Annotated in this window: 9 protein-coding genes; 3 read left to right on the top strand and 6 right to left on the bottom strand. The window is 71.3% G+C overall.

The window, feature by feature from the left end; genetic code table 11:
• Window positions 1-55: 55 nt before the first annotated feature.
• The gene (locus tag AB0L95_RS06230; protein WP_365157795.1) at window positions 56-1,438 is read right to left on the bottom strand and encodes an LCP family protein; all 1,383 of its coding nucleotides are present in this window, start codon (window positions 1,436-1,438) and stop codon (window positions 56-58) included.
• 222 nt (window positions 1,439-1,660) lie between these two features.
• Here AB0L95_RS06230 and AB0L95_RS06235 point away from each other — a divergent pair, with 222 nt between their 5' ends.
• Window positions 1,661-2,689, top strand: coding sequence for a glycosyltransferase family 2 protein (locus tag AB0L95_RS06235; protein WP_365157664.1), 1,029 nt, complete (start codon window positions 1,661-1,663; stop codon window positions 2,687-2,689).
• Window positions 2,690-2,769: 80 nt separating this feature from the next.
• Here the strand turns inward: AB0L95_RS06235 and AB0L95_RS06240 are convergent, their stop codons facing one another.
• The 4 genes from AB0L95_RS06240 to AB0L95_RS06255 form a co-directional block, all read right to left on the bottom strand.
• On the bottom strand, window positions 2,770-4,443 hold the full coding sequence (locus tag AB0L95_RS06240; protein ID WP_365157667.1) for an LCP family protein: 1,674 nt from the start codon (window positions 4,441-4,443) through the stop codon (window positions 2,770-2,772).
• Window positions 4,444-4,657: 214 nt separating this feature from the next.
• Window positions 4,658-6,397 carry an LCP family protein gene (locus AB0L95_RS06245; protein WP_365157670.1) on the bottom strand — a complete coding sequence of 580 codons (1,740 nt, stop codon included), beginning with the start codon at window positions 6,395-6,397 and terminating at the stop codon, window positions 4,658-4,660.
• Window positions 6,398-6,634: 237 nt separating this feature from the next.
• The gene (locus tag AB0L95_RS06250) at window positions 6,635-7,846 is read right to left on the bottom strand and encodes an LCP family protein (RefSeq protein WP_365157797.1); all 1,212 of its coding nucleotides are present in this window, start codon (window positions 7,844-7,846) and stop codon (window positions 6,635-6,637) included.
• Between the two features lie 229 nt (window positions 7,847-8,075).
• Window positions 8,076-8,837 (bottom strand): TIGR03089 family protein, encoded by a 762-nt coding sequence (locus AB0L95_RS06255; protein ID WP_365157673.1) that lies wholly within the window; start codon window positions 8,835-8,837, stop codon window positions 8,076-8,078.
• Between the two features lie 139 nt (window positions 8,838-8,976).
• Between AB0L95_RS06255 and AB0L95_RS06260 the strand changes: the two genes are divergently transcribed.
• Together AB0L95_RS06260 and AB0L95_RS06265 are read left to right on the top strand one after the other, a co-directional pair.
• The gene (locus AB0L95_RS06260) at window positions 8,977-10,380 is read left to right on the top strand and encodes an N-acetylmuramoyl-L-alanine amidase (RefSeq protein WP_365157676.1); all 1,404 of its coding nucleotides are present in this window, start codon (window positions 8,977-8,979) and stop codon (window positions 10,378-10,380) included.
• Window positions 10,381-10,660: 280 nt separating this feature from the next.
• Window positions 10,661-11,743 (top strand): NDP-sugar synthase, encoded by a 1,083-nt coding sequence (locus tag AB0L95_RS06265; RefSeq protein ID WP_365157679.1) that lies wholly within the window; start codon window positions 10,661-10,663, stop codon window positions 11,741-11,743.
• Window positions 11,744-11,862: 119 nt separating this feature from the next.
• On the opposite strand, the gene AB0L95_RS06270 is transcribed toward AB0L95_RS06265, so the two are convergent.
• Window positions 11,863-12,864 (bottom strand): DNA-3-methyladenine glycosylase 2 family protein, encoded by a 1,002-nt coding sequence (locus tag AB0L95_RS06270; protein WP_365157682.1) that lies wholly within the window; start codon window positions 12,862-12,864, stop codon window positions 11,863-11,865.
• Window positions 12,865-12,991 lie beyond the last annotated feature (127 nt).

The following is a 12,991-nucleotide window of genomic DNA, read 5'->3' on the forward strand; positions in this document are numbered from 1 at the left end:
CGGAGCGGGTCCGGCCGGTCCGTCCCCTACGGAGCGGGTCCGGCCGGTCCGGCTCCTACGGACACACCACCTCGTCCCCGGTCACCACCGTCGGGCCCGCCCCGGGCGCGGGCGGGGGCGGGGGCGTCCGCACCGGCCGTACCTCCTTGAAGTCGGCCCCCGCGATCACCTTCAGCGTCGGCCCCTGCCCCGGTGTGGGGCGCAGCTCGCTGCCCGGCAGGGCCGCCGCGAGGGACTTCGCCGAGCGGTCCCAGCGCGGGTCGTAGACGACGACCGTGCGCGGTGCCGCCTGGCCCGCCGCGCTCACCGGCCGGTGCGTGGTGCGGAACCCGGTGGCCGCGAGGCCGTCGTCCACCCGCTTGCCGAGCCCCTCCGTGGCCGTCCCGTTCTCCACCTGGACCTGGATCTGCCGGGGGTCCACCTCCACCTCGACCGCGGCGGGGCCCTTCTTGTGCGGCGGCCGGGTCGGGGCGAGCGGCCTGTCGTCGCGCAGGGATGTGAACAGCGCCCGCGCCTTCGCGTCGTCCCACTTCACCGTCGAGCCGAGGCCCTTGACCTCGTAGGTCATCTGCCCGATCGGCACGGTCGTGAACTCCGACGAGCGCGGCGAGAAGTTCCGCATCGCCCGGCCCAGGTCGAGCAGTTGGTCCGTGCCGAAGCCCGGGTCCGCCCGTACCGAGCCGAGCGCCGCCCGGGCCACCTCCCGGAACCTCAGCGGGTTCAGCAGCAGGCCGGAGGAGGTCGCCTGGTCGATCAGCGCCGCCAGGAACTTCTGCTGCCGCTGCATCCGGCCCAGGTCGGAGGCGCCGTCGACATGCCGTGAGCGCACGTACTGCAGGGCCTGACCGCCGCCCAGAACATGGGTGCCGGGGGACAGGTTCAGCCCGGTGTAGGGATCCTTCAGCGGCTGCGGGGTGCACACCCGGACCCCGCCGAGCACGTCCACGGTCTTCATGAAGCTGATGAAGTCGACCTCCAGATAGTGGTCGATCTTCAGACGGGTCATGTTCTCGACCGTGCGCACGGTCAGGTTCGGGCCGCCCTCCGCGTACGCCGCGTTCAGCCGGATCGGGTGGGTTTCGTGCCGCCGCCCGGTCGTGTGCGCGGTGTGCGTGGGCACCTCCGCGTAGGAGTCGCGCGGCAGGCTGACCACGGTCGCCCGGTTCCGGTCCGCCGAGAGATGCACGATCATGATCGTGTCGGTGCAGTGGCAGGGCGCGCCGCCGAGCCGGAACCTGTGCCGCTCCTTCTCCGTGATCTTGTCGCGGCCGTCGGTGCCCACCAGCAGGACGTTCATCCCGTGGCCCGCCTCGGGACGGTCCTTCATGTCCTTGAAGGGGTCGACCCGGCCGATGCCCTCGTCGAGGCTGGTGATCACCGTGTGCCCGATGCCGGCCGAGGCGAGCACCACCACGGAGATCGCGGTGACCGCCCGCATGGTCCAGCCGGTCTTCCTCCGCCGGACGGGCGGCCGCCGGGCGGGCGAGCGGCGGACCGGCCGAGGGCGCGCGGGCGAGCGGGTCGGGGTGGGCACGGGGGAGACCTCCGCGGAGCTGGATGGGGCATCCCTGGGCACCGTAGGCCGACACGATCCGGGGCCCTGGGCGGCGCCCGGGCGGCGCGCACCGGTGTCCCCCGTTCGCGGTAACGTGAGCCTCCTATGAACGCCAATCCCGACGTGCGACTCCCCGCCGTTTCCGTGATCATGCCGGTGCTCAACGAGGAACGGCATCTGCGCGGAGCCGTCCAAGCGATCCTCGCCCAGGAGTACGCCGGCGAGATGGAGGTCGTGATCGCCCTCGGTCCCTCCACGGACCGCACGGACGAGATCGCGGCCGAGTTGGTCCGCGAGGACCCGCGTGTGCACACCGTGCCGAACCCGACCGGCCGGACGCCGGCCGCGCTCAACGCCGCGATCAAGGCCTCCCGCCACCCGATCGTGGTGCGCGTGGACGGCCACGGCATGCTCTCGCCGAACTACATCGCCACCGCCGTCCGCCTCCTTGAGGAGACCGGGGCGCAGAACGTCGGCGGCATCATGCACGCCGAGGGCGAGAACGACTGGGAGCACGCCGTCGCCGCGGCCATGACCTCGAAGATCGGGGTCGGCAACGCCGCCTTCCACACCGGCGGCCAGGCCGGTCCGGCGGAGACGGTCTACCTCGGTGTCTTCCGGCGCGAGGCCCTGGAGCAGCAGGGCGGCTACAACGAGGAGTTCATCCGCGCCCAGGACTGGGAGCTCAACTTCCGCATCCGCGAGGCGGGCGGCCTCATCTGGTTCTCGCCGGAGCTGAAGGTGTCCTACCGGCCCCGGCCGAGCGTGCGGGCGCTGGCCAGGCAGTACAAGGACTACGGCCGTTGGCGGCACGTCGTCGCCCGCTACCACGAGGGCTCCATCAACCTGCGCTATCTCGCCCCGCCGACCGCGGTGTGCGCGATCGTGGCCGGTGTCGTGGCGGGCGCCGCGCTGACCCCCTGGGCCTTTGTGATCCCCGGCGGCTATCTCGCGGCGATCGTCCTGGGCTCCGTCCCCGCGGGCAAGGGCCTGCCGCTTCCCGCGCGGCTGCGGATTCCCGTCGCCCTCGCGACCATGCACATGTCGTGGGGCTGGGGCTTTCTGACCAGCCCGAAGTCGCTGGCCAAGAGGGTCATCGCGTCCCGGCGGCCGGCGGTCCTCGCCTCCCGCTGAGCACATCGGCAACCGCGTCGGGCCCCTCTCCGCAGCGGAGAGGGGCCCGACGCGTCACGGTCACCGGACAGGGGCGACGGTCACCAGGTGTAGTGGGGATCCACCGTCATGCACTGCTTCGTCGCCCCGTTGAGGATGTTCGCCGACGTCGGGGTCTTGTCGTCCTCCTTCGGCGCCTTGTACACGGTGCCCGACCGCCAGTCGGCGCCCACGACCAGGGTGACCCCGGAGACGTCCGTGGACTTCACCACCGAGCTCGCCGGGATGCCCAGGACCTTGGCGACCCGCTCGGCGTCGCCCTTCAGATCCGCGCTCGGGTAGCGGATCACCGTCTTGTCCTCGGAGAGCACCGTCGAGCCGTCCGCGCCGGCTTCGGCGAAGCCCTTGCCGGCGAGCAACTGGGCCACCGTGCTCGCCCGTCCGCGGGCCGGGGCGAGCGTGGAGGTGCCGGTGCCGTTCTGCACCTGGACCGCGATCTTGTCGTCGCTGTCCGTCGGGGCCGTCGTCGCCGCGGGCGCGGGCTTCTTCTTCGTGCCCTTGCCGTCCAGCGCGATGTCCTCGCGCACCAGGCGGAACAGCTGGTCCGCGTCCCCCGGCTTGGGCACCACGCGCTCACCTGCGTACTCGTACGGCATCGTGGTCATGGTGATGCGGTCGGTGGGGACCTTCTTCAACTCGGCGCTCAGGTCGTAGAGTTTCGCGACCGTGCCGAGGCCCTTGTCGACGGTGAGCGCCTGGGTGGCCGTCTCGGCTAGTTTGCGCAGCTTGTCGGGGTTGCTCAGTGTGGCGTTGTCGCGCAGCTCGCGGACCATCGCGCTCATGTACTGGTGCTGGGCCTTGGTGCGGGCGATATCGCTGCCGTCCTCGAACCCGTAGCGGGTGCGCAGCCACTGCAGGGCCTGCGTGCCCTTGACGTAGGTGGTGCCCGCCTTCAGCTTCAGGCCCGAGCCGTGGCCGGAGGAGGTGTGCGAGTAGATGTTCTTGTCGACGCAGACGGGGACGCCGCCGATCGCGTCGGCCATCGAGACCACACCCGAGAAGTCGACCATGATGAAGTGGTCGATATGGATGCTGGTGAGCTTCTCCCAGGTGGCGACGGTGCAGCCGGGGCCGCCGCGGCCCAGTGAGTCGTTCGTGATCCACTGCTGCGACGCCGGGTAGACATGCCCTTTGGAGTCGGTGCACTTGGGGATGGACAGCAGGGTGTCGCGCGGCATGCTGACCACCGACATGTTGGTGCGGTCGGCGGAGACGTGCAGCAGGATCTGTACGTCCGCGCGAGGCGCCGACCCGAAGGTGTCCTTGGCGCCGCCGAGCTGCTGGTTCTCCTTGGTGTCACGGGCGTCCGACCCGAGAAGAAGGATGTTCAGCGGGGTCTGGCCCGCCGCGTTCGGCTTCGGCGCGACCGCCCGGTCCTTGGCGTCGCCGATGTTGAGGTCGTCCTTCTTCAGGTTGTTGTTCAGGTGCTGGTAGTAGAGGTATCCCGCCCCGGCGGTGCCGAGTATGACGACCGCCAGGATCGTCGCCGACCAGCGCAGGGCGCGGCGTCTGCGGCGCGGGCGTTGCTCGTCGGTGCCGCCGTGCCCGCCCGAGCCGTCGGCCGGGCCCCCGCCGCGCGGTTCGGTCGGCGGAGTGTCCTCGCCGTCCTGGGCACCGTCGCCTTTCGCGTCGTACAGACTCTCGTCCCAGCCCAGTTCGTCGGCGTCCCGGACACGTGGTCGCGCCCCCTTCCCCCGCACCTTGCTCTGCACCAAGTCCCTGCCTCCCCACCCTGCGCCCGGCAAGCGGGCCCGTCCCGGAGTCCGGAGCCGGATGATCGCGCCGCTCCCGGGACCTTCGTCGTGGGCGGGACGCCCGTCGCGCCCCGCAGATGTATCCCGCGCCCAGTTGGACGCTTGACCCGCCCCACGGGATGTACTCCGTGGGGCAGGTCTTGCGCGGTGTAAGACGCGCGGCGGGCCGCTCAGGTCACTTGGCGCACTGGACCTTGTCCGCGGTGGACTTGGAGTCGACGGCAGGCGCCTTGGTCGGGGCCGTCAGCGGCACCCCGGCACCCTTGAAGTCCTTGCCGAGGGTCAGCACCATCGCGGGCAGCCCCTGGGCGTTCTTCTCGCTCTTGCCCGGCTTCAGCGCCGACGCGGGCAGGCCCATGAGGTCCGCCAGCTTGCGCGCCTGGTCGGCCTGGTCGGGGGCGTACTCGAGGGTCGTCTTGTCGAGCTTGACGCCCGCGTTGCCGAGCTGGCTGGACTTGGTCACGCCCTCGGTGTTCTGCAGCCAGTTGAGCGTTTCCTGTGCGCTGCCGCCCGCGGCGCCGCCGTTGTAGATGTCGACGCGGATGTCGGAGGCGGCCGAGCGGGAGCCCTTCAGCCGGGCGTCCTCGGTGGCCTTCTGCTTCTTCTGGACGTCGGTGAAGGAGACGTCCGCCCTGACCGCCTCGAAGACCTGAGGTGCCTTGCTGGGGTTGAGGATGACCGTCTTCTTGACCACGCCGTCCGCGGGGTTGTCGAGGACCGGCACCGTCGTGAACGTCAGGTTCTTGGGGTTGAGCTTGCCCAGCTCCAGACCCAGGTCCTTCAGCTTGCCGATGCTGTCGATCTTCGAGTCGACCGTCAGCGCCTTGGTGGCCGCCTCCGCCACGTCCAGCATCTTCGTGGGATCGCTGAGCGTGGAGTTCGACTTCAGCTTGCGCATCAGCGCGCTGAGGAACTGCTGCTGCAACTGGATCCGGCTCAGGTCACCGCCGAAGCCCACGGCGTGCCGGGTCCGTACGAAGGCCAGTGCCGTCTCGCCCTCGATGTGGCGGATGCCCTTCTGCAGATTGAGGTGGGAGTCCGGGTCGTGTATGTCCTTGCCCAGACACACGTCGACGCCGCCGACGGCCGACGTCAGCGTCTTGACCGCGTTGAAGTCGGCGACCATGAAGTCGTCCGGGGTGATGCCGGTGAGCTCGGTGACCGTGCGCATGGTGCAGCTCGGTGTGCGGTCGTCCTGGCCGAGGCTCGTGTTGAAGCGCACGCCCTTCGTGCCGGGGATGACCTTCGTGGTGCCGTCGGCCTGCTTCGTCGGGCAGTCCGGGACGTCGACGATCAGGTCACGGGGGATGCTCAGGGCGGTCGCGTTCGAGCGGTCCTTGGAGACGTGCAGAAGGATGTTGGTGTCGGCGTGCCCGACGCTGCCGGCGTCGCCGTATCCCGTGTTTCCCTTACCGGTGCGCTTGTCGGTGCCGATCAACAGGATGTTGATCGCCTTGTCCTTCTGGAAGCCGCCGGTGCTCGCGCCGTCGTCCGACACGGAGGTGATGTTGTCGTTGAGGTGCTTGATGTAGAGGTAACCCGCCGCGGAGACCGCGACCAGCACGAAGGCCATGCTGCCGCCGGTCCACAGCAGCACCTTCTTCGCCTTGCCCTTCTTGGGCTTCGTACGCCCACGGCGCCGGCCCGGGGGCGGCTCCTCGGGGGTCCCTCGGCGCCGCCGGGGTCCCGGCACGGTGTCCGGGGGCGCCGTGCTCGGAGCCGGCCCCCGGGATCCGGGCGCGGTACGGGTGCCTCCCTGGGTACCCGGCGGGGGAGTGCCCCGGCGGGGTCTCGGTACGGCCGACTGCGGTGCGGAAGGGGCCAGTCGCAGTTCGTATTCGCCGGTGCTCGGGTTGAGTACCCATTGGTCTGCGGGGTCGATGTTGTCCGCCCGCCCACGGCCTTGCGCGTCCACGGTTGTCAGAATCCTCCGTCGGGGCCACGCGGCGCCTTCCCCTCGAGGCGCTCGGGTCTCTTCAGTCGGTGCGCGACCCAGGACGGACCTCGTGGGTATGGCACCAGGTCGCTCACACTATCCGCCCAGTTGAGCGTTCAGCGACGGCGGTGACAAATTCCACTCCCCTACAACCGGGCAATCCGCCCTAATTCTCGGAGAGTTCTTAGCCCACGCGTTCCCGCCTTGGGCCGCACTTTACCCGCACGCGTCCTGTGCGGCCGTGTTCCCGCGGAAAGTGGGCGGGGGTTCGGGACTCCGTCGCGGAACACCGGGGCCAACAGGCGTCTTTCCACCGGACATTCCGTTGTCGTACGACTCCGGGCCGTCACCGAAACCGCCTGCCTTGCCGTTCGTTTTTCCGGGCGAATCGGCCGGAACTTCCTTGGTGACCTCGACGGGCTGGTCCGCGCGCAGCCGCGCGAAGAGATTCCGTGCCTGGGGCTGCACGAGTTGGTCGCGATTGGCGTCGCCCGGGTAGGGGGTGCGTGGCACGGTCAGGAACTGCACATGCTCCGCGCTGAGGTTTCGCAGCCCTCTCACAAGCTGATAGAGCTCGCGCAGACTCGCCAGGGACGGATCCGTGGTCAGGGCTGAGGTGGCCGCGTCCAGCACCGGATACAGGGTCACCGGGTTCAGCAGGACGTCGTTGCGGCGCACCTTGCCGACCAGCGCGCCGAGGAAGAGCTGCTGGCGTTCCATCCGCTCGGTGTCGCTGCCGTTGCCCAGGCTCTTGCGGGCCCGTACATATCCGAGTGCCTGTTCGCCGTCGAGCGTCACCCTGCCCGCGGGCAGCTTCAGCCGGGCGTCCTTGTCGTCGATCGGCTTCTTCAGGCACACCGTGACACCGTGGAGGGCGTCGACCATCTCTTTGAAGCCGTTGAAGTCGACGACCATGAAGTGGTCGATCCGGATGTTCGTCAGCTTCTCCACGGTGCGCACCGTGCATGCGGAACCGCCCGTGGCGAAGGCGTGGTTGAACATCGTGAACACGGGCCGGGTACGGCTGCCGTCCGGCTGCCGGCAGTCCGGCACGTCCACCATGAGGTCCCGGGGCAGGGACACGGAGGTGGCGGTGCGCCGGTTCGACGCGAGGTGCAGCAGGATCGCGGTGTCGGACCGCTCGGTCCCCAAGTCGCGCCCGTACCGGTCGTTGCCGGCGCCCGACCGCCGGTCGGACCCGATGATCAGGATGTTCTGCGCGCCGTGCACCAGCGCGGTGGGCCGCTCCTTCTCGTAGCGGGCCAGCTCGGAGGCCGCGTCGTTGTCCGCGGTGATGTTCGAGTTCAGCTTCTCGTACGCGGCCCATCCGAGCCCGCTGGTCCCGAGCGCGAGCACGGCGAGGCCGAGCGCGGAGCGGCGCACCCAGCGCCGGTGCCGACGGGGTGGCCGCCCTGCGGTGCCGTGGATCGTCACTGCCGGGTGCACCCCCTTGCTCGTACGAGCGTGTCGCAGCTCTTACGATCATGGCCCGGGGCGGGGTCAAGGGGTGGCTGTTGCTGGTCCGAACGGGGGATGCGCCCCGGCGGGGCGGGGTGCGCCCTTCCGTGCGGACGCGGGGCTTTCGCGGGCGCTCGCCGGGCGGGTGGACCGGGGTGGACCGCTCAGCGGGCGGTGGCGGTGGCCGGCACGTATTCGTTCAGTGAGCGGTGGCGGTGGCCGACACGCGTTCGCTCTCGATCCGCTGGGCGAGCGCGTCCTCGCCGAGCCGGTCCAGATGCCGGCACAGCACCACCGAGCCGTCCGTGGCCAGGGGCGCGTACAGTCCGGCGCTCAGACCCTCCCATGTGTCGTACGGCAGTCCGGACAGCAGTCGGGAGCCGGGCCCGGTCAGGCCGAGGGCGGGCGCGTCGGCGCGGGCCCGCTCCACGACCTCCGCGCCCGTGTACTCCGCCCCGGCGGCGATCAGCGCCGGCGCCTGCGGATCGACGGGCGCGTACGGCTGGAAGCGGTCGCCCTGGCCCGGCACTTCGGCCGCGTAGTCCAGGAAGCCGGCCGGGGTCTGCGGGAAACGGCCGCCGAGGGGGCGCAGGGCGAGGGCGACGCGCTCCCCGGAGCAGGCGCGCGCCGCGTCGAGCGTGTCGGGCCCGCTGACGACGAGATCCGCGGCCGACGCGTCGCCGCCGATGTCCGCGACGACGCCCACGGACGCGCACGCGAGCAGCCACACCGCCGTCTGCCAGTGAGCGGGCAGCAGCAGCGCGACCCGGTCGCCGGGCTCGGCGGCGAGGTCGCCCTGAAGGAGGTTGGCGGTCTTGGCCACCCAATTGGCGACGGTGGTGACGGAGAGTTCGACACGTTCGCCGGTGGCGTCGTCGTAGAAGGTCACCAGGGGGCGCGAGGGGTCCGCGGCGAGCGCGGAACGCAGCAGGTCGGTAGGGGTGCGGTCGGTGGCGTTCACGCGCGCAAGCGTACGCGGGGGCGGTGGCCGGCGGCGGCGCGGCGGATGTGCGACGGGCCACCGGTTCGGCCGAGCGGATCCGACGACCCGTCAGTTCCTTGATGGACATATATGTCTGACTATGTCCAAGATCGTGGTCATGCGTGGATTCCTTGCTTCCTCGATCGGTGTCAGCTGCGCCGTACTCGCCCTGCCCCTGGCGTCCCCGGCCACGGCGGCCGGGCCGGCCGCCGGGCCGGCCGTCCCCGGCACCACCCAGTCGTTCCCCCTCGCGCCCCTCACCGGCTCGCGCGCCCCCGAGGCCGCGACCGAGCGGGGACTCGCCCCGCAGACCGTGCGTTCCTTCTCACTGGTCGGTGTCGTCTGGGACGACCCGGCCGCCCAACTCCACGGCCGCGTCCGGATCCGCACCCGGGCCAACGGCACGGGCCGGTGGTCCGGCTGGCAGGAACTGGAGGCGCAGAACCAGGACCATGGCCCCGACCCGGGCACCGGGGAGGGCAGCTCGCGCCGGATGCGGGGATCGACGGCGCCGTTGTGGGTGGGCGCCTCGGACGGCGTGCAGGTGTCGGTCCACGCGGACGAGTCCGGATCCGGCGCGACCCGCGCCCCGAAGCTCCCCGACGGCCTCCACGTCGAACTGGTCGACCCGGGCCGGGCGCAGGGGGAGGACGCTCCCGCGGGTCCCGCCGTTCCCGGGGGCCCCGCCGATCCCGCGGGCCCCGCCGAGGAGCCGGACCGCCCGGACCTGAGCGCGCCGGACCCGGCCGCGGGCACCGGCGCGGAAGCGATCGCGTCCGCCGTCGAAGCCGGTCTCGCTCCCCTCAACGACTGGGAGATCCCGGGACCTTGGAAGGGTCCGGAGGGCCCGGGGGAATCGCAGAAGCCGGGGAAGACGCCCGGGAAGGACACGCCCACGGAGCGCACGCGGCAGCCGTACGTCGCGCCGCGCCCGCGCATCGTCTCGCGCAGCGGCTGGGGTGCCGACGAGGGTCTGCGTGAGCCGGGCTTCCTCTACACGGACACCGTGAAGGCGGCCTTCGTGCACCACACCGCCTCGGGCAACAACTACACCTGCGCCCAGGCCCCTTCCGTCATCCGCAGTATCTACCGCTACCACGTGGTGAGCAGCGGCTGGCGCGACATCGGCTACAACTTCCTCGTCGACAAGTGCGGAAACATCTACGAAGGCCGCGCCGGGGGAGTGGAAAAGCCCGTCATGGGCGCTCACACCCTCGGTTTCAACAGCGACACCACGGGGATCGCCGTCATCGGCACCTATACCAGCACCGCCCCGTCGACCGCCGCGGTGGACGCCCTCGCCCGGCTCACCGCATGGAAACTCGGCCTCTTCGGCATGGATCCGCGCGCCAAGACATATCTGGAGTCCGGGGGTGGCAATCTCTACCCAAAGGGCGAGAACGTACGACTGAACGTGATCTCCGGCCATCGGGACGGATTCGCCACGGAGTGCCCCGGAAGGCTGCTCTACGGCGAACTCGGTCTGATCCGCTCCCAGGCGGCCCGCTACCAGGGCCGTTGAGGAGGGGGGCGGTCGCGGGACGTCGTACGCGACCGCCCGCGTGACGTCGTACGGTGACCGGCACGACACCGCACGACGTCTCGCACATGCCGTACGAGTTCATCCGCACGAAGGCGTGCGGGGGCGTTTCCCCACACAGCCGTCGAAGGACACCCCACTGTCGTCGAAGGCGCCTCTAACGGTCCTCATAACGCCTTTAGCGGTCCTCATAACACGGTCTGCATACACTGGCCGGCCGATGGACAGTTCGGCCGGTCCCGGCAGGAAGCAGAGACGACAGGTGACAGAAGCGATCCTCCTGGTCGGCGGCAGAGGCACCCGGCTACGCCCGCTCACGGTGCACACCCCCAAGCCCATGGTTCCGGCGGCCGGGGTCCCGTTCCTCACGCACCAGCTGGCGCGGGCCAGGGCGGCGGGAGTCGAGCACATCGTGCTCGCCACGTCCTATCTCGCCGAGGTGTTCGAGCCGTACTTCGGCGACGGGTCGGCCTTCGGCCTCCGGCTGGAGTACGTGACGGAGGAGGAGCCGCTCGGTACGGGCGGCGCCATCCGCAACGTGGCGAGCCGCCTCCACTCGGGCCCCGACGAACCGGTGCTCATCTTCAACGGCGACATCCTCACGGGCCTGGACATCCGCGCCCTGGTACACACCCACGAGTCGACGGGCGCGGACGTCTCCCTCCATCTGACGAAGGTGTCGGATCCGAGGGCGTACGGTCTGGTCCCCACCGACGAGACGGGTCGGGTCACGGCGTTCCTGGAGAAGCCGCAGACCCCCGAGGAGATCGTCACCGACCAGATCAACGCCGGGGCGTACGTCTTCCGCCGCTCGCTGATCGACACCATTCCGATGGGCCGCCCGGTCTCGGTGGAGCGGGAGACCTTCCCCGACCTGTTGGCCGCCGGAGCCCATCTCCAGGGCATGGTGGACTCGACGTACTGGCTCGACCTGGGCACTCCGGCCGCCTTCGTGCGCGGCTCGGCGGACCTGGTCCTGGGCCGCGCCCCGTCCCCCGCGGTCCCCGGCCGCTGCGGCGACCGCCTGATCCTGCCGACGGCGTCGGTCGCCACGGGCGCGAAGCTCACGGGCGGCACGGTGGTGGGCGAGGGCGCGTTCGTCGGGGAGGGCGCCCGGATCTCGGGCAGCACGCTGCTCTCCGGCGCGGTGGTGGAACCGGGTGCGGTCATCACCGACTCCCTGATCGGCGCGCGCTCCCGGATCGGCGAACGCTCGGTCCTCACGGGCGCGGTCGTCGGCGACGGCGCGGTGGTCGGCGCGGACAACGAACTCCGTGAGGGGGTACGGGTCTGGTGCGACGCCCGGATCCCGGCGGGCGCGGTGCGCTTCTCGTCGGACCAGTGAGGACGAGCGAGCGGGGCACGGCCGGGGGCCGAAGGTAAGAACCAGGTGAGGGTCGGGGCGGATCGGGAGCGCCGTCCCGGTCCTCACCTTCACCCCACGCCGTACTCCCTCCTACTCCCTCACAGCCGCCCGATGTCCCCGCGCCGCATCCGTGGGGCCCGGCGCGGTGGCACGGAGCCGCTCAGCAGGATCAGCCGCGCCGCCCGGTGCCGCTGGCCCGCGTAGGGCTCCAGCAACGACAGCATCCTCTCGTCGTCCGCGGTCCGGTCTCCCGCGAGGGCGTAGCCCACGATCCCCGGCAGATGCAGATCCCCGACGGTCACCGAGTCCGCCGCCCCATGACTGCGCTGCACGGTCTCCGCTGAGGTCCACGGCCCGATCCCCGGCACCACCTCGAGCCGCGCCTGCGCCTCGGCCGGCTCCATCCCCGTCGCCTGCTCCAGCCGCGCGGCGAGCCGCACCGCCCGCAGGATCGTCGACGCCCGTTTGTCGTCGACACCGGCGCGGTGCCATTCCCACGACGGGATCAGTGCCCAGGTGCGCGGGGCCGGCATCACATGCATCCGTCCCGGCGCGGGACCCGGCGCCGGTTCTCCGAACTTCCGTACCAGCAGCCGCCACGCCCGGTACGCCTCGTCCGTGGTGACCTTCTGCTCCAGGACCGACGGGATCAGCGACTCCAGCACCAGGCCCGTGCGCGTCAGCCGCAGCCCGGGACGCCGCTTCCAGGTCAGCGCGAGCAGCCGGTGCCGTGGCTCGAAGGCGCCCGGGTCGTCCGACGCGCCGAGCAGCTCGGGCAGGTGCTCCAGCAGCCAGTCCGCCCCGGGCCCCCAGGCCTCTGCCTCGGCGGTCCCGTGCCGTAGCGCGACGCGCAGGGTGCCCGGCCCCTGAGGCGTGTGACTGGCCCGCCACACCGAGCCGTCCGGGGTCGCCCGGAACGTGGGGTCGGCGGGTCCTCGCCGCAGCGGCCCCAGCACCAGCCCGAGGTCGAGCGGGCCGGGCGGGGCCCAGGTCCGCCGTCGGCCCGGTGCCGTGGCCTGCCGTGGCACACCCGTGGGTACGACGACATCCCCACCGCGCAGGGTCGTGGGGGTGGGGCGGAGAGGGAAGCGTCCGGCCACGGAAGGGGTCCTAGGGAGGCAGGGCTTGGAGGCTGACGTGTCCTGGGAGGGGGGTTGGTGTGTCTTACGTGTCCTTGGAGAGACGTGTCCTAAGAGAGTAGAGCGCGCGACGGCCGCGCGGGGGTGA

The sequence above is a fragment of the Streptomyces sp. NPDC052036 genome (assembly GCF_040680495.1).
Taxonomy (GTDB): domain Bacteria; phylum Actinomycetota; class Actinomycetes; order Streptomycetales; family Streptomycetaceae; genus Streptomyces.